Annotated in this window: 21 protein-coding genes; 14 read left to right on the forward strand and 7 right to left on the reverse strand. The window is 73.0% G+C overall.

The genetic code is table 11. The features are described from left to right. Positions 1-42: 42 nt before the first annotated feature. Genes IE124_RS31335 through IE124_RS31345 form a run of 3 tightly spaced genes read left to right on the forward strand, consistent with a single transcriptional unit; the run spans position 43 to position 4,571 of the window. Positions 43-2,823 (forward strand): FHA domain-containing protein, encoded by a 2,781-nt coding sequence (locus IE124_RS31335; RefSeq protein WP_189512953.1) that lies wholly within the window; start codon positions 43-45, stop codon positions 2,821-2,823. Between the two features lie 12 nt (positions 2,824-2,835). After that, entirely contained in the window at positions 2,836-3,564 is a 729-nt protein-coding gene (locus tag IE124_RS31340; RefSeq protein WP_189512955.1) for an SH3 domain-containing protein, read from the forward strand. After that, positions 3,564-4,571: a serine/threonine-protein kinase gene (locus IE124_RS31345; protein ID WP_189512957.1), complete on the forward strand. Its 1,008-nt coding sequence runs from the start codon at positions 3,564-3,566 to the stop codon at positions 4,569-4,571. Before IE124_RS31340 ends, IE124_RS31345 begins: the two co-directional genes overlap by 1 nt. 107 nt (positions 4,572-4,678) lie before the next feature. Here IE124_RS31345 and IE124_RS31350 read toward each other — a convergent pair whose 3' ends face one another. After that, positions 4,679-6,025 (reverse strand): streptophobe family protein, encoded by a 1,347-nt coding sequence (locus IE124_RS31350; protein WP_370468847.1) that lies wholly within the window; start codon positions 6,023-6,025, stop codon positions 4,679-4,681. 154 nt (positions 6,026-6,179) lie between these two features. On the opposite strand from IE124_RS31350, the gene IE124_RS31355 reads away from it, so the two are divergent. Next, positions 6,180-7,673 (forward strand): DUF6777 domain-containing protein, encoded by a 1,494-nt coding sequence (locus IE124_RS31355; RefSeq protein ID WP_370468848.1) that lies wholly within the window; start codon positions 6,180-6,182, stop codon positions 7,671-7,673. 18 nt (positions 7,674-7,691) lie between these two features. Here the strand turns inward: IE124_RS31355 and IE124_RS31360 are convergent, their stop codons facing one another. Then, the gene (locus IE124_RS31360) at positions 7,692-7,883 is read right to left on the reverse strand and encodes a hypothetical protein (RefSeq protein ID WP_189512961.1); all 192 of its coding nucleotides are present in this window, start codon (positions 7,881-7,883) and stop codon (positions 7,692-7,694) included. Positions 7,884-7,986: 103 nt separating this feature from the next. Here IE124_RS31360 and yczR point away from each other — a divergent pair, with 103 nt between their 5' ends. After that, positions 7,987-9,453, forward strand: a complete 1,467-nt coding sequence (yczR, locus tag IE124_RS31365) for a MocR-like transcription factor YczR (RefSeq protein WP_189512963.1) — start codon at positions 7,987-7,989, stop codon at positions 9,451-9,453. A 90-nt stretch (positions 9,454-9,543) separates the two neighbouring features. Continuing rightward, positions 9,544-10,047: an FBP domain-containing protein gene (locus tag IE124_RS31370; RefSeq protein WP_189512965.1), complete on the forward strand. Its 504-nt coding sequence runs from the start codon at positions 9,544-9,546 to the stop codon at positions 10,045-10,047. 44 nt (positions 10,048-10,091) lie between these two features. Here IE124_RS31370 and IE124_RS31375 read toward each other — a convergent pair whose 3' ends face one another. Then, positions 10,092-11,273, reverse strand: coding sequence for an acyl-CoA dehydrogenase family protein (locus IE124_RS31375; protein WP_189512967.1), 1,182 nt, complete (start codon positions 11,271-11,273; stop codon positions 10,092-10,094). A gap of 175 nt (positions 11,274-11,448) precedes the next feature. On the opposite strand from IE124_RS31375, the gene IE124_RS31380 reads away from it, so the two are divergent. From IE124_RS31380 to IE124_RS31395, 4 genes are all read left to right on the forward strand, one after another. Next, positions 11,449-12,633: a CaiB/BaiF CoA transferase family protein gene (locus IE124_RS31380; protein ID WP_189512969.1), complete on the forward strand. Its 1,185-nt coding sequence runs from the start codon at positions 11,449-11,451 to the stop codon at positions 12,631-12,633. A gap of 74 nt (positions 12,634-12,707) precedes the next feature. Next, the gene (locus IE124_RS31385) at positions 12,708-13,379 is read left to right on the forward strand and encodes a GntR family transcriptional regulator (RefSeq protein ID WP_189512971.1); all 672 of its coding nucleotides are present in this window, start codon (positions 12,708-12,710) and stop codon (positions 13,377-13,379) included. An 85-nt stretch (positions 13,380-13,464) separates the two neighbouring features. Next, positions 13,465-14,058, forward strand: coding sequence for a TetR/AcrR family transcriptional regulator (locus IE124_RS31390; protein ID WP_189512973.1), 594 nt, complete (start codon positions 13,465-13,467; stop codon positions 14,056-14,058). A 118-nt stretch (positions 14,059-14,176) separates the two neighbouring features. Beyond that, on the forward strand, positions 14,177-16,252 hold the full coding sequence (locus tag IE124_RS31395) for a galactose-binding domain-containing protein (RefSeq protein ID WP_189512975.1): 2,076 nt from the start codon (positions 14,177-14,179) through the stop codon (positions 16,250-16,252). Positions 16,253-16,297: 45 nt separating this feature from the next. On the opposite strand, the gene IE124_RS31400 is transcribed toward IE124_RS31395, so the two are convergent. Next, complete coding sequence (locus IE124_RS31400; protein WP_189512977.1) at positions 16,298-17,617, reverse strand: PQQ-binding-like beta-propeller repeat protein; 1,320 nt, start codon at positions 17,615-17,617, stop codon at positions 16,298-16,300. Positions 17,618-17,780: 163 nt separating this feature from the next. Between IE124_RS31400 and IE124_RS31405 the strand changes: the two genes are divergently transcribed. After that, the gene (locus IE124_RS31405) at positions 17,781-18,464 is read left to right on the forward strand and encodes a CBS domain-containing protein (RefSeq protein ID WP_229833069.1); all 684 of its coding nucleotides are present in this window, start codon (positions 17,781-17,783) and stop codon (positions 18,462-18,464) included. Between the two features lie 139 nt (positions 18,465-18,603). Here the strand turns inward: IE124_RS31405 and IE124_RS31410 are convergent, their stop codons facing one another. Together IE124_RS31410 and IE124_RS31415 are read right to left on the reverse strand one after the other, a co-directional pair. Beyond that, positions 18,604-18,903: a DUF1876 domain-containing protein gene (locus IE124_RS31410; protein ID WP_189512979.1), complete on the reverse strand. Its 300-nt coding sequence runs from the start codon at positions 18,901-18,903 to the stop codon at positions 18,604-18,606. Positions 18,904-18,999: 96 nt separating this feature from the next. Then, positions 19,000-19,821 carry a maleylpyruvate isomerase family mycothiol-dependent enzyme gene (locus IE124_RS31415; RefSeq protein ID WP_229833071.1) on the reverse strand — a complete coding sequence of 274 codons (822 nt, stop codon included), beginning with the start codon at positions 19,819-19,821 and terminating at the stop codon, positions 19,000-19,002. Positions 19,822-19,962: 141 nt separating this feature from the next. On the opposite strand from IE124_RS31415, the gene argG reads away from it, so the two are divergent. Beyond that, on the forward strand, positions 19,963-21,417 hold the full coding sequence (gene argG, locus IE124_RS31420; protein ID WP_189512982.1) for an argininosuccinate synthase: 1,455 nt from the start codon (positions 19,963-19,965) through the stop codon (positions 21,415-21,417). 87 nt (positions 21,418-21,504) lie between these two features. On the opposite strand, the gene IE124_RS31425 is transcribed toward argG, so the two are convergent. Continuing rightward, positions 21,505-21,897: a nuclear transport factor 2 family protein gene (locus IE124_RS31425; protein WP_189512984.1), complete on the reverse strand. Its 393-nt coding sequence runs from the start codon at positions 21,895-21,897 to the stop codon at positions 21,505-21,507. A gap of 131 nt (positions 21,898-22,028) precedes the next feature. Between IE124_RS31425 and IE124_RS31430 the strand changes: the two genes are divergently transcribed. Both IE124_RS31430 and IE124_RS31435 read left to right on the forward strand, forming a co-directional pair. Next, complete coding sequence (locus IE124_RS31430; protein WP_229833072.1) at positions 22,029-23,153, forward strand: hypothetical protein; 1,125 nt, start codon at positions 22,029-22,031, stop codon at positions 23,151-23,153. Then, positions 23,150-24,328: a hypothetical protein gene (locus tag IE124_RS31435; protein WP_189512987.1), complete on the forward strand. Its 1,179-nt coding sequence runs from the start codon at positions 23,150-23,152 to the stop codon at positions 24,326-24,328. Before IE124_RS31430 ends, IE124_RS31435 begins: the two co-directional genes overlap by 4 nt. The last annotated feature ends 236 nt before the right edge of the window (positions 24,329-24,564 follow it).

Genomic DNA, 24,564 nt, shown 5'->3' on the forward strand with positions numbered 1-24,564 from the left:
TCATCCCGGGCAGGGATCAGCGCCGACGGTTAGGATTCACGCATGGGAGAGCGGCCCGTCGCACCCGCCGCGCCCGCTCTGGTCCTCGAGATCGACGGGGACGCGACGCTCATGAACCCGGGTCGCGTCTATCGCATCGGGCGCGACCCCACCAGCGACGTCGTGCTCTCGGACGCCCGGGCGTCCTGGCACCACGCACTGCTCCGCGCCGTCGGCGGCCACTGGGACCTGACGGACGAGGGCAGCACGAACGGCACCTTCACGAACGGACTGCGGGTGGTCGGGGCCCGGGAGGTCGGCCCCGGGACGGTCGTGCGTTTCGGGCATCCGGAGGACGGCCCGCGTGCGGTGCTCTCGACCGCGCCCCGGGCCCGCCCGCCAGCGCCCCCGCCGCCGAGCCAGGAGGCGTCGGGCCAAGGAGGGTCGAGCCAGGAGCCGCCGGTCCCGACACCGCCGCCCCAGGTGCCGCCCGTTCCGACGCGGCCCGTCCCGGAGCCGCCTCCCCCCGCACCCCCGCTCCACGAGCCGCCGGTCCCGCGGCCCGTCCCGGAACCGCCGACCGCGGAGCCCCCCGCGTCCCCCGGGCCCGCCGAGCCCGCACAGCCGGTGCCGGCGGCGCAGCTCCCCGTATCCCCCGCCCCCTCCTCCCCCGGACCGCCGTCCGCCTCCGCGCCGGCGGCCGACCCGGCACCGCCGCTCCCCGAGCCCTCCGCCGCCGCGCTGCTCCGGCCGCCCTCCGTCTCGCACCCCGCCGCCACGGGCACCTTCCGGGCGCCGACGTCCGTGCGGCCCCTGCCCGCCCACAGCATCCGGATCGGCCGGGCACCCGACAACGACGTCGTCGTCGCCGACCTCGTCGTCTCCCGACGGCACGCCGAGCTGCGCGCCCGGCCCGACGGCACGTACTGGATCCACGACCTCGGCAGCCACAACGGCACCTTCCTCAACGGCCGCCGTGTCGTCGACGCGCGCGTGACGCCGGACGACATCGTCGGCATCGGCCATTGCGCGTTCTGCCTGATCGGCGGGCAGCTCGTCGAGTTCACCGACGACGGCGAGATCTCCCTCGACGTCCAGGAGCTCGCCGTCACCGTCGACCACGGCCACAAGACCCTCCTGGACGCGGTGTCGTTCCCCGTGGGCGAGAAGAGCCTGCTCGCTGTCGTCGGACCGTCCGGTGCCGGGAAGTCGACGCTCCTGAACGCGCTGACCGGCCAGCGGCCCGCCGACCGGGGTACCGTGCTCTACGACGGCCGCGACCTGTACCGGGACTACGCCGAGCTGCGACAGCGCATCGGGCTCGTCCCGCAGGACGACATCCTGCACCTCCAGCTCACCGTCCGCCGGGCCCTCGGCTACGCCGCCGAACTGCGCTTCCCGGAGGACACCGCACCCGCCGAACGGCGGGCCCGGGTCGACGAGGTGATCCGCGAGCTCGGTCTCGTGGAGCGGGCGGAGCAGCCGATCCACAGCCTCTCCGGCGGACAGCGCAAGCGGGTGAGCGTCGCCCTCGAACTGCTCACCAAGCCCTCGCTGCTCTTCCTCGACGAGCCGACGTCCGGCCTCGACCCGGGGATGGACCGGTCCGTGATGCACATGCTGCGCGGGCTCGCGGACGACGGGCGCACGGTCGTCGTCGTCACGCACAGCGTGCTCAGCCTGGACGTCTGCGACCGGCTCCTCGTCCTGGCCCCCGGCGGCCGGGTGGCCTACTACGGACCGCCCGCCGACACCCTCGGCTTCTTCGGCTACACACAGTGGCCGGAGGCCTTCGAGGCCTTCGAGAACGACCGGGACCGCGACTGGGCCGGGCAGTACCAGGCCTCCCGATTCCACCGTCGGTACGTCGCGGACGCGACGGCCCGACCGTTCCTGCCCACCGACGGCTCCCCCGACTCCGGTGGTTACGGCGCGGCAGGACAAGGACAGGGCGGACAGGGCGGACCGGCAGCAGGCCAGGCCGGGCAGGTAGCCCGGATGGCCCCGGAACTCGGCCCGCCGCCGAAGGCTCAGAGCTGGGGCTCCCAACTGCGGACCCTGGTCCGGCGGTACGCCGCCGCGCTCGCCGCCGACCGGACCTTCCTCGTGATCATGATCGCGCTGCCGTTCGTGATGGGCGCGATGGCCCGCGCGCTGTCCGAGGGCGGCTTCAACCCGGAGTCGGCCCTGAACGTCCTGCTCATCCTCTGTGTGGGCGGGGTCCTCACCGGCGCGGCGAACGCCGTGCGCGAGCTGGTCAAGGAACGCTCGATCTACCGCCGCGAGAGAGCCGTCGGCCTGTCCCGCTCGGCGTACCTCGCCTCCAAGGTGGTGGTCCTCGGCACGATCACCATCGTGCAGGCGGTGGTGCTCACCCTGGTGGCCCTGATCGGCGTCCCGCTGAACGTGCCCGGCGGCGACGGGGTCCTGCTGCCGCCGCTCGTCGAGATCACGCTCGCCGTCGCGTTCCTCTCCTTCACCGCGATGATGCTCGGCCTCCTCGTGTCGGCCGTGGTCCGCAAGGAGGAGGTGACGATGCCTCTGCTCGTCCTCCTCGCCATCGTGCAGGTGGTCTTCTGCGGCGCGCTGCTCACCGTGCGCGGTACGCCGGTCCTGGAGCAGCTGGCCTGGCTGGTGCCCTCGCGGTGGGCGTTCGCCGCGATGGGCGCGACGATCGACATCGAGACGCTCGCGCCGAGCGAGAAGACCGCCGATCCGCTGATGAACCACACCCCGGAGGCCTGGCTGTTCGACATGGGCATGCTGGTCGTGATCTGTCTCGCGCTCGGTGTGGTCGTGGCGCGGCTGCTGCGCCGCCACGAGCCCGTCGTGATGCGCAGGTAGGGAGACAGGACTGTGAGCTTCCCCGTACCCGACGGTGTGCCGGACTTCCGGCCCACCCACGTCGTGCCCCGCTCCGGTCTCCCCGCCTGGGAGGCCCCGGATCCGGGGCTGCCGACGGTGTCCCTCGACGCGTTCCTGCCGGTGCGGCTGACGGAGCGGGCCGGGGACTGGGGGCGGGTGCTGTGCTCGAACGGCTGGTCGGCCTGGGTCGACGCGCGGCTGCTCGTCACCGTCCCGGACGATCCCCCGGCGGCCGGCCGGCCGCTCACGAGGACCGCCGATCCGCGCCCCCTCCTCGCCCGCGCCGAGGACTCGCTGGGCCGGTACCGGCGGGCGGCCGAGGCGCTGGGCGCGGGCAGCCTGGACGGCGAGGCCTTCCGGCTGCGGACCCGCGGACTGCGGGTGGGGATGGTCGTCGACGGCGAGTCGGTCTGGCTGTACGACGCGGAGCACGAGCGCTGGGTGTTCTGCGACGGCCTCGGACTCAGTACGTACGCGGCGTCGGCGGCCCCGTCGGCCGCCGCACCGGCCCCCGGGTCCCCGAAGTCCCCCGGGTCCCCCGCGCCCGGGGCTGACGAGGACGCGGACTCCGCCGGGCCCGCGCCCGGTGACCAGGAGGCGGCCGGCTCCCCGGCGTACGAGCCGACGCAGGTGGTTCCCCAGGTCGACCCGGTGGCGGCGGCCGGGCCTCCGCCGACACAGCTCGTGAAGCGGCCGCCCGGACCGGCGGGTGAGGACTGATGGCCGGCGGCGAGGGCGACCGCGACCTGCCGGCGGACCTGTCGGCGAGCCTTCCGGCGGGCAGGGCCTCGGGGCTCCTCGGCAAGGAGATCGCGGGCTATCTCGTGGAGAGCGAGATCGGACGCGGCGGCATGGCCGTCGTGTACCGGGCGCGGGACCTGCGCCTGGACCGGACGGTGGCCCTCAAGCTCCTCGCGCCCGAGCTGGCCCGCAACGACACCTTCCGCAAACGCTTCGCGCACGAGTCGCGGGTCGCCGCCTCCATCGACCACCCGCACATCGTGCCGGTCTTCGACGCCGGTGAGACGGAGGGGGTCCTGTACATCGCGATGCGGTACGTGGCCGGGCAGGACCTGGTGGCACTGCTCGACCGCGAGGGGCCGCTGGCGCCCGCGACGGCGGGGCGGATCGCCGCCCAGGTGGCCTCCGCCCTGGACGCGGCGCACGCGCACGACCTGGTGCACCGGGACGTGAAGCCGGGCAACATCCTGGTCGCCGAGGGCACGGACCGCGACCACCCGGAGCACGTCTACCTCACGGACTTCGGGCTGACGAAGAAGTCCCTGTCGCTGACCGGGTTCACGACGGTGGGCGAGTTCGTCGGCACGCTCGACTACGTGGCGCCGGAGCAGATCTCCGGCAAGCCGGTCGACGGCCGCTGCGACGTCTACAGCCTCGCGTGCGTGGTGTTCGAGACGCTGGTCGGCGCGCCCCCCTTCCGCCGCGAGACCGACTGGGCGGTCCTGTGGGCCCAGCAGTACGATCCCCCGCCGCCGCTGTCCGAAGTCCGCCCGGGACTGCCGGAGGCCGCCGACTCCGTCTTCGCGAGGGCGCTGGCGAAGAGCCCCGAGGAGCGGTACGGGACGTGTCTGGAGTTCGTCGCGGCGCTGCGGTCGGCACTGGCCGGCGCGGGTACGGGCGGCGAGGTGGTGACGACGGGCACCCGTCCGCCGGGACCGCCGCCGGCACCGCCGGCCTGGGCGCGGCCGGTCTTCCGGGAACTCTGATGTGACTTCCGGGGACTCCGACCTCCGGGGGCTCCGACCTCCGGGGGCTCCAACCTCCGGGGACTCCGACCTCCGGGGGCTCCGGAGGGATGTCCACTGCCGCCGGGCTACTTCTTCTGCTCTGGCTGATCGGTCGGAGCGGTCTCGACCTCGCCCTTGCGGTGGACCCGCGACGCGAGGAGACCTCCGATGAGGCCGAAGACCAGGCCCCAGAGGAGGGCGAAGCCCACCGTCTTCCAGACGTCCGGCCGGAGCACCACCTCCCCGCCCAGCGCTTCGAGTTCGCCGATGCCGAGGATCGAGAGTCCGAAGCGGGCCTCGACCAGGGTGAGGGGCGCGACGACCAGCATCGTCAGGGCGAAGGCGACGCCCACGTGCAGGGAGTGCTGCCAGAGCCGTGTCCTGGCCGGGGAGCGGACCGCCGCCGCGAAGGCCGCGGCGAGCACGAGGACGACGGCGATGGGCAGCAGCCACCAGGCCCTCCCGTCCTCCGCGGCGAGCGAGGAGAGGTCGACCGTGGACAGGTCCGTGCTGTCGCCGCCCTCGCGGAGGACGGCGTCGAGGACCTGGGGCATGGGAAGGCCGAAGGGCCCCTCGACCCTGCCCTCCCAGGAGCCGCCGATGCCCACGCCGAGCCCCAGCCAGGCCACGTTGGGCAGGCCGAGCAGCAGGACGGCCAGGGTCTCCACCGCGTGCCCCTTGGTCGCCGCGACGACGATCCCGATGACCAGGCCCACGGCCACGTACGCGAGGAGGAGCAGGAGCATCGCGTGGGCGGCGGGCCGGACGGGCTCGTGGTAGCGGACGAGGCGGGGCGGCAGCGGGGTCCTGCGGGAGACCAGGAGCGCGACGACGAGCACGCCGAGGATCCACAGGAACCCGTAGAAGAGGGTGGGGCCGACGTCCGTGCGGAAGCCGACGGAGGGGTTGACGGCGTCCATGAGCTCCCCGAAGAGGTCCCCGAGGGGGTCCTCTGAGGTCTCCGAGGTGTCTCCGCCGATCGTGAGCGGGAAGTCGTGCCGGGCGAGGGCGGAGAGGCCCGCGAGGGCGGCCACCCAGAGGACGACGGTGGTCACGGCGCGGACCAGGAGTTCGCGGGTGTCCGCGACCGCGTGATGGCGCAGGGGCCGGAGGAAGCAGTAGCCGGTGACGAGTGCCCCCACCAGGGTGACGGTGAGCGGCATCGCGGTCAGTTCGGCCTGGGTTCCGGCGAGTGATCCGGCATCGCCGGAGAGCTCGATCTTGCCGCCCGTCGCCATGACGACGACCGCGGCGAGGACGGCGGTGAAGCCGCCCGGCAGGTCGGCCGCGCCCGCGGCCCAGAGGCCGAGCCCGGCGAAGACGCCCATGGCCACATACCCGGCGAACACCGCTGCCAGGGCCTGGACACCGACACGTACGAAGAGCCCGGTCGGGGTCGAGGGGCTCGCTGAGGTGGAGAGCCGACTGCTCACGCTGTCCACGCTAGTACCGGTCGCGGACGCCCGCTTGTGGACGGGCCGGCCTCCGCTTACGGGTGGGGCCGGCCTCCGCTTGTGGACGGCCCGGCCTCCGCTTGCGGGTGGGCGCCGTTCCGCGCACACAATAGGCGCGGAACGGAAGAAAGGGATGAACGTGACTTCCTACCCGCCGCCAGACCCGCCGTCCGGCCCTCCGTCGGTCCCGCCGTCCGGCCCGCCCTCCGGCCCCCTCTCAGGGCCGGGCAGCAGCCCGGGGAGCGCCGGAACCCCACCACCTCCCGGACCGCCCTCAGGCGGCGGAGCAGGGGGCGGCTCGTCCGGTGGAGGTTCGCCCGGGGGTGGTTCGCCCGGTGGCGGAGGCCCGTCCGGCGGCGGGCCGGACGGTGGCCAGGGCGGAGGCGGCCCGTGGTGGCGCTCCGTCCCGAAGGTCGCGTCGGTCACCGCCGTCATCGTGGCGGGCGTGGCGCTGGCCGTCGTCCTGACCAACCAGTCCGACGACAGCGGCACGAGCGCGTCGGGCGGGGGCGAGGTCTTCCTCCAGAACGCCGCCGCGTCCGGCCCCGACCCGTTCACCCAGTCGACGGCACGCACCAGCGGCGCTTCCGCCTCGCCGGCCTCGCTGCCGCCGCGCACCACCCCGGCCGAGACCGGCACGCCGCGGGTGTCGGGCTCCACGCCCGGCCTCTACGGCGGGACGCAGTCGGTGGCGAGCTGCGACGTCGAACAGCAGGTGCGCTACCTGAACGCCGACCCCGCGAAGAAGGCGGCGTTCGCCTCGGTCCAGGGGATCGGGACGAACGAGGTTCCCTCCTATCTCCGCTCCCTGACCCCGCTTCAGCTGCGCGCCGACACCCGGGTGACGAACCACGGCTACAAGAACGGCGCCGCCACCTCCTACCAGGCGACCCTCCAGAGCGGGACCGCCGTCCTGGTCGACAACCGGGGCGTGCCGCGCGTGCGCTGCGCGTGCGGCAATCCGCTGACCGAGCCGGTCGCGCAGAAGGCGCCGAAGACGACGGGCACGCCGTGGCCGGGGTACAACTCCTCCCAGGTCGTCGTCGTGGCCCCCTCGGTGACGGTCGTGAACGTCTTCGTCGTGTACGACTACGAGGACGACGACTGGTTCGCGCGGAAGCACGGCGACCACGGCAAGCACGACAAGCCCGCTCCGTCGCCGCCTCCGCCGCCCTCGCACTCGAAGTCCCCGCACGAGTCGCCGTCCACCTCGGCCTCCACGTCCCCGTCGGAATCCCCGTCCTCGCCGCTCGCCTGCGTGACGGTGACGGGTGACCAGGCGCCGGAGCCGCTCGACGGGATCACCCCGCCGGTGTGCCCCTCGACGCTCTCGCCCGCCCCGTCGACGTCCGAGCCGTCCGACACGACGAGCCCGACGGACACGTCGAGCCCGACGGACACGGGTCCGACCGAGGAGTCGCCGGCGACCGACGTCCCCCCGTCGGACCAGTCCGCGAGCGTCGAGTCCGCGCCCGTCACGGACGGGAGCTCGGCGATCTCCCCCGCCTCTCCCGTGTCGTCGCAGAGCCAGTCGCAGGCGCAGTCGGATTCGCCTTCCGTCTCCCCGCCGGTCTCGGACTCGCCTTCGGTACCGGCACCCGGTCCGGAGTCCGCGCTCTTCGTCTGACGCGGTCCGCCCCGGGCGTCATCCGCCCTGCGCCGACCCGCCCGTCGCGATACGTGACGGGCGGGTCGGCGCAGGGGCGATCAAGGGCGAGACGCGCGCGGCCCTCAGCAGGGCACGGAGCCAGGCTCCGATCGCCAGTGGCCGGGCCGTGCGCTCCTCGGCGCGCTGCTGCCACATCCGCTCGTCGCGGTCGGTGAAGTGTCCGGACATCGGTCGTCTCCTTTCCCGTGGGAGGTGGCCAGCCACCAGGCCACTGGACCGGAGTCTGTACGCTCATTGGCCTGGACAGCAGAGCCAATGAGGAGTGATTGGTATGGCAGTGGCCCGCGTGGTCCACACAGCGGACCGGACCCTGACGGGCCGCCAGCTCGCCTCCCTGCTCACCCCGCCCACCGAGGGCCGGTTCGGCTACCGGGAGCTCGCGCGGGCGGTCCGCGAGGCCCTGCTCGACGGGCGGGTGGCGCTGCGCCTTCGCCTGCCGGCCGAGCGCGAGCTCGCGACGGTGCTCGCGGTGAGCCGGACGACGGTCACGGGGGCGTACGACCTGCTCCGGGAGAGCGGTTACGCGCACAGCCGCCGCGGCGCCGGCACCTGGACCGCGCTGCCGGACGGCCAGGCGCCGACCCCGCTCGGCGCCTACCAGGACGACGCCGGGGCCACCATCGACCTCGCCCTGGCCGCGCCCCAGGCCCCTGACGAGCTCGCCGAGGCACTGGCGTCGGCCGCCGCCGAGCTCCCCCGCTACGCCGGCTCGCAGGGCTACCACCCGTATGGACTGCCCGTCCTGCGCGCCGCGATCGCCGAGCGGTACACGGCCCGCGGGCTGCCGACGCGGCCCGAGCAGATCCTCGTGACGACGGGCGCCCAGCAGGCGCTCTCGCTGGTCCTGACGCTGCTCGGCCGGACCGGCGACCGGGTGCTCGCCGAGAACCCCTCGTACACGAACGCCCTCGACGCGATGCGCGGGCGCATGCTCCGCATCACGCCCGTGCCGGTGACGGAGACCGGCTGGGACACCGGCCTGGTCGACGCCGCGCTGCGCCAGACAGCGCCCCGTCTGGCCTATCTGATCCCCGACTTCCACAATCCGACCGGACATCTGATGCCGCAGGAGCAGCGCCGGGAGCTGGCGCGGGCCGCGCGGGCCACCGGGACGTGGCTCGTCGCGGACGAGACGCTCGCCGACATCGCCCTGGACGTGCCCGCGCCGCTGCCCTTCGCGGCCGCGGCCGGCGGAGGCGACGGAGAGCAGATCGTCTCCGTCGGCTCGCTGAGCAAGAGCTGCTGGGGCGGGCTGCGGGTCGGCTGGGTCCGGGCCGCGTCCCGGGTCGTGACCGAGCTGGCCCGGGTCCGGATCACCGCCGACCTGTCGGGGTCCGTCCTGGACCAGCTGGTCGCGGTCGCGCTGATGGAGCGGCTCGACACGATCGTGCCGCGGCGCGTCGAGGAGCTGCGGCGGCGTCGTGAGGCGCTGACGACGGCGCTGGCCCGGCACGTTCCCGAGTGGCGCTGGGAGGTGCCGGCCGGCGGGATGTGTCTGTGGATCGACCTGGGCCGCCCGGTCGCCTCCGCCGTCTCGGCCCACGCCCTGCGGCACGGGGTGCGGGTGGAGGGCGGCGCACGGTTCGGGGTGGACCCGGGGACGCACGAGCATCGGCTGCGGATCCCGTACACGCTGCCGGAGGACGTGTACGAGCCGGCGGCCGAGCGGCTCGCGGCGGCGCTCGACGGGGCTCCGGGGCGGTACGCCGACCCGGCCCTGCCGGACTGGGTGGCCTGAGGCCGCCAGGTCGGAGGGGCGAGCCAGAACGGCGCCGGACGGGTCCATATTCGGATGCCCGCCCCCGCAGGTCCGTGTACGGTCCACCGAGTGGAACCTCTGACCGACAAACAGATCCGCTCGTCCTTCGTGAACTGCACCAAGGGCGAGGCGGCCCGGCTCAAGCTGCCGCTCGACTTCGCCGAACTCCCCTGGGAGGACCTGGACTTCCTGGGCTGGGTCGATCCGGGCGCGCCGCTGCGCGCGCACCTGGTCCTGCCCCGCGCGGACGGACCGCTCGGCGTGACCCTGCGGGTCCCGGCCACCAGCCGGACCAGTGCCGTGAAGTCGAGCATGTGCCAGGTCTGCCTGACCGGGCACGCCTCCTCCGGCGTCACCCTCCTCGTGGCGCCGCTCGCCGGGAGCCGCGGCCGCGAGGGGAACACGGTCGGCATCTACCTCTGCGCCGACCTCGCCTGCTCCCTGTACGTCCGGGGCAGGCGGCAGCCCAAGCTGCGCGGCCGACGCCACGAGGAGTCCCTCACGGTCGACGAGCAGGTGGCCCGGCTGACGGGCAACCTGGACGCTTTCGTCGACCGGGTGACGACCGGCTGACCGTCACCGGGTGAGCCGCCCGGCCGCCACGAAGGGGCCGGGGCTCAGCGGAAGGCCTGCTCGCCGGTGAGCGCCTTGCCGATGACCAGGGAGTGCACCTCGCTCGTTCCTTCGTAAGTGAGCACCGACTCCAGGTTGTTGGCGTGGCGCAGCACCGGGTACTCCAGCGTGATGCCGTTGGCGCCGAGGATCGTGCGGCACTCGCGGGCGATCGCGATGGCCTCCCGGACGTTGTTGAGCTTGCCCACGCTGATCTGCTCCGCCGTGATCGCGCCCGCGTCCTTGAGGCGGCCGAGGTGGAGGGCGAGCAGCATGCCCTTGCCGAGCTCGACGGCCATGTCGGCGAGCTTCTGCTGGGTCAGCTGGTAGGAGGCGAGCGAGCGGGCGAAGACGGTCCGGTCGCGAGCGTAGGAGATCGCGGTCTCCAGGCAGTCGCGGGCGGCGCCGAGGGCGCCGAAGACGATGCCGAAGCGGGCCTCGTTGAGACAGCCGAGCGGGCCCGAGAGACCGCGGGCCTCCGGGAGCATCGCGTCGGCCGGGAGGCGCACGTCCTCCAGGACCAGTTCGCTGGTGACGCTCGCCCGCAGCGAGAGCTTCATCTTGATCTCCGGGGCGCTGAAGCCCGGGGTGCCCGCCGGGACGAGGAAGCCCCGGACGCCGTCCTCCGTGCGGGCCCAGACGACGGCGACGTCGGCCACGGAGCCGTTGGTGATCCACATCTTGGTGCCGTTGAGCACCCAGTCCGAGCCGTCGCGCTTGGCGTTGGTCCGCATCGCCCCCGGGTCCGAGCCCGCGTCGGGTTCGGTGAGGCCGAAGCAGCCGATGTACTCGCCCGCCGCCATCTTCGGCAGCCAGCGCTGCTTCTGCTCCTCGGAGCCGTACTGCCAGATCGCGTACATGGCGAGGGAGCCCTGTACGGAGACGAGGGAGCGCAGTCCGGAGTCGACCGCCTCCAGCTCCAGGCAGGCGAGGCCGTACGCGACGGAGCCGGTGCCGGCGCAGCCGTACCCCTCCAGGTGCATGCCCAGGACGCCGAGGCCGCCGAGGGTGCGGGCGAGCTCGCGGGCGGGGATCTCGCCCTTCTCGAACCAGCCGGCGATGTGCGGTCGCAGCTCGCGGTCGGCGGCGGTGCGCACGGTCCGGCGGATCTCGCGCTCCTCGTCGGTGAGCAGACCGTCGACGGCCAACAGGTCGAAGGGGTGGACGGGGGTGGACGGCGACTTCACGGACGGCCTCCTGTGACGGGCGACGGGCGACTGTGCAACTCGGCGAGCCGTAGCGTAGCGCCAGATCGGATATTGGATCCAGTATGGAAAATCCGATCGCCGGGCCGTAGCGTCCCTGTCATCCGACGGGTCCGACGAGTCCGACGGCCGGCATCTTCGGCGAGGGAGAAGCGGAATGCGCGCAGACCAAGAGGGCACACCTGACACGTACCCGAAGGGCGCGCTGGACGGGATCGTCGTCGCCGACTTCGGCCGGGTGCTCGCCGGGCCGTACATGACGATGCTCCTCGCCGACCTGGGCGCGGACGTCATCAAGATCGAGCGGCCGGGCTCGGGCGACGACACGCGCGCGTGGGGGCCGCCGTTCGCCGGCGGGGAGGCCACGTACTTCCTCGGGGTGAACCGGAACAAGCGTTCCATCGAACTCGACCTGACGGACCCCGAGGACCTGGCGGCGGCGCGCGCGATCGTCGAGCGCGCGGACGTCCTGGTGGAGAACTTCCGGCCCGGCACGATGGAGAAGCTGGGGCTCGGTTACGAGGACGTGCGCGCCGGCAACCCCGGGCTCGTCTACTGCTCGGTGACCGGCTTCGGCACCGCCGAGGGCGCCCGGCTGCCCGGCTACGACCTGCTCGTGCAGGCCATGGGCGGACTGATGAGCGTGACGGGCGAGCCGGAGGGGCCCGGGACCAAGGCCGGCGTCGCCCTCGTCGACGTCATCACCGGACTCCACGCCGGACTCGGGGTCCTCGCCGCGCTCCGGCACCGAGAGCACACCGGCGAGGGCCAGCGCGTCGAGGTCTCCCTGCTCACCTCGCTCCTCTCGGCGCTCACCAACCAGTCCGCCGCCCACCTCGGGGCGGGGGTCGTGCCGCGCGCCATGGGCAACAGCCACCCGAGCATCGCGCCGTACGAGGTCTTCGAGGCCCGAGACCGGCCGCTGGTCCTGGCGGTCGGCACCGACCGCCAGTTCCGCACGCTGTGCGAGCGGCTCGGCCGGCGGGAGCTGGGCGAGGACCCGCGCTTCGCGACGAACACGGCCCGGGTCGCCCACCGCGAGGAGCTGGTCGAGGAGCTGTCCGGGCCGCTCGGCTCGCGCACGGCCGACGACTGGTTCGAGGAGCTCACGGCCTCCGGGGTGCCCTGCGGACCCATCAACGACGTGGCCGCCGCCTTCGGCCTCGCCGACCGGCTGGGGCTCGCGGCGCGGGTCCCCGAGGCGGCGGCCGGTCCCGGTCAGGTCGCCAACCCGATCCGGCTCGGCGCCACCCCGCCCTCGTACCGCGGCGCTCCCCCGCGGCTGGGCGAGCACACCGATGCGCTGCTCGCGGCGCTGGGACGCCCCGCGCGGACGCCCTGATCCATAGGAAGATGTGGTCACCGGCGCTTCGGGAAGCGCCGGTGGGCGACATCGGGAACGGAAGGTCACAGGCGATGAGCAGCGCGGTGCAGAAGCGGCGGCCGCAGACCGCCCAGCAGTTCGTCCTTGAGGAACTGCGACGCGCCATCACCAGCGGTGAGCTCAGACCGGGCGACCAGATCCGGCAGGACGCGCTGGCGGCACGCTTCGACGTGAGCCGCGTCCCGCTCCGCGAGGCGCTCAAGGCCCTGGAGGCCGAGGGCCTGGTCGTGCACCACATACACCGGGGGTACTTCGTCGCGGAGCTCTCACTGGCGGACCTGGAGGAGATCTACCGGATCCGGGAGCTGCTGGAGACGGAGGCCGTACGCATGGCCGTGCGGCGCATGCCGGACGGGACGTTCGAGACGCTCGAAGCCCTCCAGCGCGAGGTGGAGCGGGCGGCCGAGGACGGTGACGTGCCCGGGATGGCGGCGGCGAACAGACGCTTCCACTTCACCCTGATCGAGGCCTCCGGGATGCCGCGCCTCGTCCGCCTCATCGCGACCCTGTGGGACTCCACGGACGCGTACCGCTCGCTCTACTACACGGAGACCGCGCACCGCGAGCAGGCCGTCCACGAGCACCGCGCCGTGCTCTCGGCCCTCCTCCACGGCGACGAACACGCCGCCGTGCGGTGGCTCGACGAACACCGCGCCCACGCGGTGGCGGCACTCCGCGAGGTCCTGGACCTGGACCGCGGCTGACGCCCGGACCGACAGGCGGCGGCCGTCCGTCGTTACGCTCCGCGCTCCTCGCGCCTTACCCTGTCGCCGGACGCGAGGAGGAACCATGGCGCGGATGCCGTCGGCCGAACGACGCACGCAGCTCGTCGAGGCGGCGATCAGGGCGATGACCAGGGACGGTGTCGCGCGGACGACCACACGGTCGATCTGCGCGGAGGCGGGCGTCTCCCTGAGCGTCTTCCACTACTGCTTCGACTCGAAGCAGGCACTGCTCGAAGCCGCGATCGAGACGATCACCGGCAACTACGTGGCCCGCGTGAAATCGGCGGTCGAGCCGCGGGCCACGCTGCGGGAGACCGTGCGGGCCGGGCTGCAGACGTACTGGGACCACGTCACGGCACATCCCGGTGAGCACATGCTGACGTACGACCTCACCCAGTACGCCCTGCGCGAGCCGGGGTTCGAGCATCTGGCGCGCGCGCAGTACGCGCAGTACGTGGCCTCGGCCGCCGTCCTGCTCGACCAGGTGCGCGCGGTACTCGGCGTGGAGCCACGGGTGCCGGTGGAGGAGCTCGCCCGCTTCCTGGCCGCGTCGATCGACGGTCTCACGCTTCAGTACCTCGTCCTCAGAGACGAGCAAGTCGCGGACTGGCACCTGGACATGACGGCCGATCAGTTGACGGCGCTGATCGGGGGATAGCGGCCTACCCGTCGGTCACTTCGCCAACAGGTCGTTTGTCCCGGACTCTTGACTCACTGGCTCCGCACCGCGATTCTCGGGGCGCCCGGCACACCCCCACCGACCGGAGGCCTCGCCGATGACGACACGACCCTCACCGCGAAGGAGCGGCGGCCGATCCGCCCTCCTCGCGCTGTTCCTGGCCCTCGCGGCCCTTCTCTTCGGCTCGGGACCGGTCCCGGCGGCCGCCGCCGGAGCCGCGACCGGGGCGTGGTGGGAGCCGGCGTCCCGGCCCTCGCCCGACTCCGGGATCAACGTCACCGGTGCGCCGTTCACCGGGACCGACGCGCAGGGGAAGGTGCGCGGCTTCGTCGACGCGCACAACCACCTGATGTCCAACGAAGGATTCGGCGGCCGGCTCATCTGCGGCAAGACGTTCTCCACGGCCGGCATCGCCGACGCGCTCAAGGACTGCCCCGAGCACTACCCGGACGGCAGGGGCGCGCTCTTCGAGAACATCACCGGCGGCGCGGACGGCACTCACGACCCGGTCGGCTGGCCCTCGTTCAAGGACTGGCCCGCCAACAACTCCCTGACACACCAGCAGAACTACTACGCCTGGGTCGAGCGGGCCTGGCGCGGCGGTCAGCGCGTACTCGTCAACGACCTGGTGACGAACGGCCTGATCTGCTCGATCCTGCCCCGGGACCGCGGCTGTGACGAGATGGAGTCGATCCGCCTCCAGGCCAAGAAGACGTACGAGCTCCAGGACTACGTCGACGGCATGTACGGCGGCCCCGGAAAGGGCTGGTTCCGGATCGTCACCGACTCCGCCCAGGCCCGCTCGGTGATCGAGCAGGGCAAGCTCGCGGTCGTCCTCGGCGTGGAGACCTCCGAGCCGTTCGGCTGCAAGCAGATCCTCGACATCGCCCAGTGCGACAAGGCCGACATCGACCGCGGCCTCGACGAGCTGTACGGGCTCGGCGTGCGCAGCATGTTCCTCTGCCACAAGTTCGACAACGCGCTGTGCGGGGTGCGGTTCGACCAGGGGACCATCGGCGCGGCCGTCAACATCGGCCAGTTCCTCTCCACCGGCACCTTCTGGGCCACCGAGCGGTGCACCGGTCCGCAGCACGACAACCCGATCGGCCTGAACGCCGCGCCCGTGATGGCGTCGAAGCTGCCGGCCGGGGTCAGCGTGCCCTCGTACGCCTCGGACGCCAAGTGCAACACCCGGGGCCTCACCAGGCTGGGCGAGCACGCCCTGAAGGGCATGATCGACCGGGGCATGATGCTGGAGCTCGACCACATGAGCGTGAAGGCCGCCGGGCGGGCGCTCGACATCCTGGAGGCCGAGGAGTATCCCGGCGTCCTGTCCACCCACAGCTGGATGGACCTCGACTGGACCGAGCGGCTCTACCGCCTCGGCGGCTTCGTCGCCCAGTACATGCACGGCGCCGAGGGCTTCATCGGCGAGGCGGGCCAGAAGGCGGACCTCCGCAAGAAGTACGGGGTCGGCCTCGGCTACGGCACGGACATGAACGGCGTCGGCGGCTGGCCGGGGCCGGTCGGTCCGGACGCGCCGAACGCCGTCAAGTACCCCTTCCGCAGCGCCGACGGCAGCGCGATGATCGACCGTCAGGTGACGGGCGAGCGCACCTGGGACCTCAACACCGACGGTGCCGCGCACAACGGCCTGGTCCCGGACTGGATCGAGCAGATCCGGCTCAGCGGCGGCCAGGGGGTCGTGGACGAGCTGGCCGACGGGGCCGAGTCGTACCTGACCACCTGGAAGTCGACCGAGAAGCACGAGCCCGGCGTCAACCTGGCCACGGGCGCGGCGACTTCGGCGAGCTCCTCGGAGTGGCACCCGTTCACCAGCTACGCTCCGGGCCGCGCCGTCGACGGCGACACGGGCACTCGCTGGGCCAGTGACTGGTCGGACGGCCAGTGGCTCCGTATGGACCTCGGGGCCGTGCACCGGGTCGGCAAGGTGACCCTGGACTGGGAGCGCGCCTACGCGCGGGAGTACCGCATCGAGCTGTCGGAGAACGGCACGGACTGGCGGACGGCGTGGTCCACGACCGCCGGTGACGGCGGCTACGACACGGCGGAGTTCGACTCGCAGCCCGCTCGGTACGTAAGGATCCAGGGGGTGCGGCGCGCGACCCAGTGGGGCTACTCGCTCCACGAGGTCGCGGTGCACCGCACCTGACGCCCGGCCAGGCGCACCGCGCCTGACGCCGGGCGCCGCTCCGGCTCAACTCCCTGTGGGGCCCGTCCAGTCGGCGGGCACCCGGGCGAGCCGGACACGCTGGGGGTGGTCGCCGACATCGACGGTGGCCACCCGCTGCCCGGTCGCGAAGTCGATCGCGGTCACCCGGTCGGCTCCGCTCTCCGAGACGACGCAGGACCGCCCGTCACCGCTCACGGTCGCCCAGTAGGGCTTGGACACCTCGACGAGCGGGCCCTGCCGGAGGGTCGCACGGTCGACGACGGTGGCGTAGTCGTCCATCGTTCCGGCGACGCACAGCTTGGCGCCGTCTGGGCTGATCGAAAGGCCGTGGTGACGCGAGTCGTTGACCCAGGTCGTACGGTCGGGATCGGTGGCCGGACTGCCCGGGAGGTACTTGGCCCGGGTGATCCGGTCGGCGGCGATGTCGTACTCCAGGAACCCGCTGAGGAACGAGACCTGGAAGTACAGGGTCTTCTCGTCCGGGGTGAAGACGAGCGGCCGGACGGCGTCGGAGAGGTCGTCGCGGCCGAAGGCGTCGAGGCGCTCGCGCATGTCGATGACCCGGACGGTCTCGAAGGTGTCGGCGTCGACGACGGTGATGCGGCGGTCACCCTTCGTCCAGTCGAGCCAGGGTGCGTCGAGGGCGGTGGTGACCTCGCCGATGGACATGTTCCAGAGGCGCCCGTCGGAGGTGAAGACGTTCTCGTGCGGCTTGTCGCCGGTCTTGAACGAGCCGAGCTGCCGGCCGGTGGTGATGTCGAGGACGTGCACGGTGTTCGCCGTGGAGGCGGAGACCGCGACCCGGGTCCCGTCGGGCGACACGGCCATGTGGTCGGCGCGGTAACCGGCCACCGGGAAGCGCCAGTTGATCCGTCCGGTGCGCAGGTCGAGGGAGACGACGTCCGCGAAGCTGGGGCGGGAGACGACCATGGCCGCGCCGTCGGGGGTCGCGTACATGTCGTCGACGAACTGGTCGTGCCCCTCCCCCGGCCCGCTGCGGACGCCGAGGAAGAAGGCGAGCTTGACGGGGTTCAGATAGATCTCCCGCAGCCGCTCCTCCTTGTCCGGGACGACGTTCAGGCGCGCGATGCGGCGGAAGTCGCCCCGGGACTCGATGACGTCTGCCGTGCCGTCCCAGTTGTTGCCGACGAACATCACCTCCCGCAGCCCGGAGCGGACGCCGCCCTTGGGCAATCCGGCGGAGGCCGCTCCCGGGGTGGTGGCTCCCGGGGCCGCCCGTCCCGGGGCGGCCGTTCCGGTGGCGCCGGTCGTCGCGAGGAGCGCGAGGGCCAGCGCGAGGGTGCCGCCGAACCGGCGGCGGCGGAGGGTGCGAGGGGATGACATGTGGGGTCCTTCTTCCGTCTCGGAACCGCGACTTACCCGAAGTAACCATGTACATGTCATGCTCGCAAGCCCTCGTCGTACCCACGTTCGCCTGCCCCTCACGCCAGGACTACCTCCGGTGCGGGATCATGGAGTCCGGAACGCAGAAGGGACGGAACGGACGATGAGGAACCGCAGTGTCGCGGACCTGATGACGCCGGCCGCGGTCGCGGTGCAGCGAGGGACGTCATTCAAGGAGATCGCGCGGCTCCTCGACGAGTACGGCATCACGGCGGTCCCCGTCGTCGACGACGAGAACCGGCCCGTCGGCGTCGTCTCCGAGGCCGACCTCCTGCGGCGGCACACCGCGAAGGACGGCCCGAGCACGGCCGAGGCCATGATGTCGAGCCCGGTCGTGACGGCCCGCCCGTCATGGACGGCTGTCGAGGCGGCCCGGCTGATGGAGCGGCACCGCGTGAAGCGGCTGCCGGTGGTGGACTCGGAGGGCCGGCTCATCGGCGTACTGAGCCGGAGCGACCTCCTCCAGCTGTTCCTGCGACGGGACCGGTCGATCCAGGAGGAGATCCGGGAGGACGTCGTCGTCCGCATCCTGCGCCTCTCCCCCGCCGCCGTACACATCGACGTCGACGAGGGCGTGGTGACGCTCAGCGGCAACCTGCCGGACCCGGGCGTCACGCCTGTCCTGGTCCGGCTGTGCGAGACGGTGGACGGGGTGGTCGAGGTCGTGGACCGGCTCGTGCACGAAAACGAGGACGAGGACGAGGACGAGGACGAGGACGAACACGATGCCGGCGAAGGCGAACACGACGCCGGCGAGGGCGAGGACGGCAGCACGGACACCCCCTAGGGACCGGGCCCCCTAGAGAGGGGACACCCTAGGGAGCGGACACCCTAGGGAGCGGACGCCCTAGGGAGGGGTCCGGCCGGACCGAGATCGGGCCGGGCCCCCTGGGGGCTGGTGGCGGCTCCCTCGGAGCTCCCGAGGGTCAGGAGACCGCCTCCGGCCAGCCGTATCCGGGGCCGGTGTGCCGGGGTACGGTCCCCGCCCCCACCGCCTCCATCTCGCGGTTGGCCTCCCGCATGAGCTTGCCGGCCAGGTCCTTCATCGCCCGGCTCGCGGCGAGCTCGTCGCCGATCGCGGGGACGTCCACGTCCGACGGGTTGCAGCGGGCGGTGCCGTGGCCCGTGATGGTCGAGTTGCCGGTGCTCAGCCGCGCCTCGGCCTCCGTCCTGCCGCTCTCCTCGACCAGTTCCAGGCCGACCGTCCACTCCTGGGTACGTGTCATGGTCTGCCTCCTCGCACGTCGCTACCGGGATCCGTCCGCACGGTGGCTCCCGGCGGCCGTTCGCCCGGTTACTTCAAGGATCCACCGGCGCGGGCCTCAGGGCGCGCGGAAGAGCCGGGGGAAGCGGGGCGCGAGCCACGGCTTGCGCCCCCAGCCGAGCGCCTTGCCCCGGGCGATCACCGGCCAGGGGTCGAGCCGGCCGAGGGCGAGGAGCAGGAAGGCCACCGGCTCCGTCAGGATCGTGCAGTCCGGACGGGCGGGCGGCTCGTGGGCGACCCGGACGTCGCCGTCCGTGACGGTGACGCCGAAGCCCGGGCCGCCCCGGAGCCGTACGGCGAAGCGGGCGGTCAGACCGGCGACGGCGGCCGGATCGGCGACCCTCGGCATCGCGGTGACCATGAACGGGAGGGTGAGGGCGACCCTGCGGGCGTCGAGCATGTGGGGCCGCCCCAGGGCGAGGGCCAGGTCGTAGCCGTGGCCGAGCATGTGGGTCAGCAGATAGGAGCCGAGGACGGCCGGGCTCATCGTGCCGAGCGGGGTGGTGAGCACCTCGGCCGGGTCGCGGCGCTCGACGGCGGCGAGGAAGGCCTCGGCCTGCGCCGTGATCATGTCGGCGAGCGGCTCGGGGTCGCGCTCCGCGAACTCGGCGAGGGCGCGTTCGTTGGCCTCGGCCAGGCTGCCGGGGGTGCCGTCTCCGTAGGGGCGCTCGTGCCCGGCGGCGATGTCGGCCATGAGGGCGTTGGCCTGGGCCAGGTGCGCGGCGGCCTCGCCGACGGTCCAGACGGACCGGGGTACGGGCAGACCGCCCCGGTGCCCGGCGGCGTCACCACGGCCACCGAGCACCGCGGCGATGTCGCGGGCGGTTCCCCGTATCGCCTCCGCAAGATCCTCGGGAAGAACCCCGCTCGTGAGCCGCACCCTCGTCACCCCTCCCCGGACGCCGTCGCCCCGGGCGGAGCATCGGTCGGTGAGGGACCGTACCAGGGGTAAGTCCACGTGACGACGGTCTCTCCACAGATCGACGTTGCATGACCATGCAGGATGATGCATACTCTTCCCATGTCTAAGGTCCTCACCTCCCTCCCCGCCGGCGAGCGCGTCGGCATCGCCTTCTCGGGCGGCCTCGACACCTCGGTCGCGGTCGCGTGGATGCGCGACAAGGGCGCCGTCCCGTGCACGTACACCGCCGACATCGGCCAGTACGACGAGCCCGACATCGCCTCGGTGCCCGGCCGCGCGAAGACGTACGGCGCCGAGATCGCCCGTCTGGTCGACTGCCGCGCCGCGCTGGTCGAGGAAGGCCTGGCCGCGCTCACCTGCGGCGCGTTCCACATCCGCTCGGGCGGGCGGGCCTACTTCAACACCACGCCGCTCGGCCGCGCCGTCACCGGCACCCTGCTGGTCCGGGCGATGCTCGAGGACGACGTACAGATCTGGGGCGACGGCTCGACCTTCAAGGGCAACGACATCGAGCGGTTCTACCGCTACGGCCTGCTGGCCAACCCGCACCTGCGGATCTACAAGCCGTGGCTCGACGCGGACTTCGTGACCGAGCTCGGCGGCCGGAAGGAGATGTCGGAGTGGCTCCTCGCCCACGACCTCCCCTACCGGGACAGCGCGGAGAAGGCGTACTCCACCGACGCCAACATCTGGGGCGCCACGCACGAGGCGAAGACCCTGGAGCACCTGAACACCGGCGTGGAGACCGTGGAGCCCATCATGGGCGTCCGGTTCTGGGACCCCTCGGTCGAGATCGCCACCGAGGACGTCACGATCGGCTTCGACCAGGGCCGTCCCGTGACCATCAACGGCAAGGAGTTCTCCTCCCCCGTCGACCTGGTGATGGAGGCCAACGCCATCGGCGGCCGCCACGGCATGGGCATGTCGGACCAGATCGAGAACCGGATCATCGAGGCCAAGAGCCGCGGCATCTACGAGGCGCCCGGCATGGCCCTGCTCCACGCGGCCTACGAGCGGCTCGTGAACGCGATCCACAACGAGGACACCCTGGCCCAGTACCACAACGAGGGCCGGCGGCTCGGCCGTCTCATGTACGAGGGCCGGTGGCTGGACCCGCAGGCCCTGATGGTCCGCGAGTCGCTCCAGCGCTGGGTCGGCGCGGCCGTCACCGGCGAGGTGACCCTGCGGCTGCGGCGCGGCGAGGACTACTCGATCCTCGACACGACGGGCCCGGCCTTCAGCTACCACCCGGACAAGCTCTCCATGGAGCGGACCGAGGACTCGGCGTTCGGCCCGGTGGACCGGATCGGCCAGCTCACCATGCGGAACCTCGACATCGCCGACTCCCGCGCCAAGCTGGAGCAGTACGCCGGTCTGGGCCTGATCGGCACCGGCAGCCCCGCGATCGGTGCCGCCCAGGCGGCCGCGACCGGCCTGATCGGCACCCTGACGGAGCTGCCGGAGGGCGGCGCCGAGGCGATCGCCTCGCGCGGCGAGGTGTCCGGCGACGACGAGATGCTGGACCGCGCGGCGATGGAGATGGGCACGGACTGACGGTCCGAGCCACCCCGGCTCGGCTCGGAGAAGGCCGGCCCGGCGCGCAGTGCGCGCCGGGCCGGCCTTCTCTCTGCCCCGAACGACTCAGCCGCCGGCCGCCTCGTGGGCGATCCGGTCGAACTGGGCCCCCATGGCATCGGCGAGCGCCCGCGCCGCCGACAGGGGGCGGACCATGACGGTCAGGTCGTCGACCTTCCCGTCCTCGTCGAAGTGCAGGAAGTCGCAGCCCTGGATCTGCTTCCCGCCGACCGTCGCCGTGAAGACGAGGGCGTGGTCACGGCCGTCGGGGTTCGCGATCTCCCGTACGTAGGTGAAGTCCTCGAAGACGCGCAGCACGCCGCGCAGGATCGCGGCGGTCATCGCGCGGCCGGCGTACGGCGTGAAGGCGACGGGGCTGGTGAAGACGACGTCCTCGGCGAGCAGCGCCTCCAGAGCGTCCGGATCGCGGTCCTCCACCGCCTTGCGGAACGGATGCACGGCCCCTCCTCATCTCGGTTACTCAAATAATTGAATAGGTGAGTCGGAGGCTATGCCGGAGTGCTGCGACTGTCCAGCGGCGGGCGAGTGGGACCGGTGGGATAGCGTGCGGTGATTGATGAGCGGGCGCGATGCCCGCGCACGAGGCCGGGGACTGGGGCGGGGCAGGCATGAGCGATTCGGCGTGGGCCCGGTTCCGGCGGCACCGGTGGCTGCCGCGGGCGACGCTGGTCCTGCTGCTCGTGGCTCTGACGGCGGGATTCGTCCTGGTGCGAGCCGAGCAGCGTGACCGGCACAACGGCGACGCGCTCGCCCGGGGCTGTGGCGGGGTGCTGCCCCGGAAGGACGCGGCGAAGCTGCTGGCCGACGACGCCTGGTGGACGCTGCGGACCGGACCGGGGCCGCGCGGTCTCGTGTCCTGCACCCTCGGCGGGGACGGCGAGGACGACCCGTGGTTCACCGTGACGGCGGAGCCGGTGCTCGACCCGCCGCTGAAGGGCGTCCGGGTGGAGCACGTCATCGGGCGCAGCGCGTACGAGGACGAGCCGGACTGGGCCAGGGAGCACCAGCGGGCGGACCAGCTCGTCACGGTCCCCTGCCCGAACGGCCTGCCGGGATACGCCCGCCCCGTCACGTCCTTCCGGGTGCACGCCTCGACGAACAGCCCGGCGAACGAATGGCTCGGCTCGCTCGTCGCTGCCGTCGCCGAGGACGTACGCGCCGACGGGCGCTGCGGAGGGGCTGCCGTGCGGGACACCGACGTACGACCGGTGACGCCGCCCCCGCAGGAGGAGGCGCCGGACGCGCCTCCAGCGGAGTGCGCCTGGTTCCGCCCGGCGCTGCTCGGCTCCGCCCTGAAGGGCGCCGGGCAGTCGGCCCACGGAGCCACCCACGCCTGGGCCGAAGCCTGTTCCACGACCGTCTCGAAGCCGGGGGCGGCGGGCGGCGTGGTGGTGAGCTCGGCGAGCTGGTGGGGCGAGGTGCTGCCGGAGGTGCGCACCGAGTACGGGCGCGAGCTCGCCCTGGCCGGGCGCGGCGGACAGCCGGCCGCCGGAACGCCGGCGAAGACGACGACGTACGAGCTCGCGGTCTGGGCCGAGGGCCGGTGCGCGGGCGGACGGACCCTGCACCGTCTCGGCCTGGAGGGGACGGACCGCGAACTGCTCGCCGCCCGCGCCGACTCGCTCCTCGCGCGCTACCTCGACGCGTCGGGCGACTGCGGTGACACGAAGGTGCTCGGGAAGGTGTGGGGATGAACGAGGAGCCCATGAAGAGGGCGCGGACCGCACCGGCCACGCACACCGCGAACGTCCACCGGTCCGCCGAGTCCGCCGAGTCCGCCGAAACCCTCGACCACGAGCTCGCCCGGCTCCGCCGCCGTCGGCGGATCCGCCTCGCGGCGGGTCTGGCGGCGGGCGCGGCCGTGGTGGCGGGCGGCCTGTTCTGGCTGTCCGGGGGCCTGCAGGCCTGGCTCCACGACCGCGCCCTGGACTCGGCGTGCGACGGGGCCCTGGCGACCGATCCCGTACGGGAGTTGGTGGGCGGCGCCGAGGTGACTGCGGAGACGAGGACGGGCAGGGACTTCTGGCAGTGCCGGGTGAGCGAAGCCGACGACGTGGACGAGGAGGACGGCCGGATCGACCTGCGCGTGACGGTGAGTGACGCGCGGGACCGCTTCGCCACGTTCGAGGCGGACGCCACCGACGCACCCCTGGGCCACGGCTGGACCGGCGGCTTCGCGTTCGATCCGGACCGGGAGCGCCGGGGCCAGGCGACCGCGAGCGTCCTGCTCGACTGCGGCGGCGCACGCGGCGGCGGGTTGATCGCCGAGGCACGCGCCAGGATCGACCGGGCCGACTTCGGCCACCCGGAGGCTCGTACGGATCTCACCGCGGTACTGACGCGCACGGCGACCGCCTACGCGCGGCACCAGGGTTGCGAGGTCACCGAGGGCGCACCGGTGCGGAAGGTCGGCGCCTCCGTGAACGCCTGGGACCACGAGCCCTTCGACTCGGTGTCGGGCAGCTGCGCCGGCATCGTGGACCCGCGGACCGCCACCCGATGGGGTGTTCGTACGGCCGTGGAGACCGCGCCGGGGCCGAAGCCGGTCGAGGGCTGCACACTGGGCGGCCTGCGGGGCGCGCCGCTGTATACGTTCACCGCGTCGTACGGACCCGCGCTGGACCGGATCGCGCGGGACCGCCTCGAAGAACTGTCCGACCGGCGGGCGGGCGACGCCCCGGACGGCCGTTACGTGCTGTGGGCCGACTGCCGCGGCGGGGCGGACCGGGCGGCGTACGTCGTCGCACCCATCGGCGGCACCCTCGGCCGCACGTCTCACCTCGCCCTCGACCACCAGGGCCTCCGCACCGCCCTGTCGGCTTTCGCCGAACGCTCGGCGAAGGCCCACGACTGCACCGTCACCCCCTAGGTCCTGTCGTCAAACTCCCGTCTTCCGCCCGAAGGGCGGGCCCTGCGGCGTCAGGTGCGTGCTCTCGGCGTGCCGGGCGCGGGCCCGCGTACTGGATGTACGCGGGTCTGTGCCCGGTGCGGTGAGAGTGCGTGCATGGCGTCGCAGGGCAGGCGGGAGTTTGACGACAGGGCCTAGGTGTATTGACTCGCAGGGTTGTTGACTCGGGTGATGGGCGGGTGTCCGTCGAGTGCGGT

The organism is Streptomyces narbonensis (assembly GCF_014649015.1).
GTDB lineage: Bacteria > Actinomycetota > Actinomycetes > Streptomycetales > Streptomycetaceae > Streptomyces > Streptomyces narbonensis.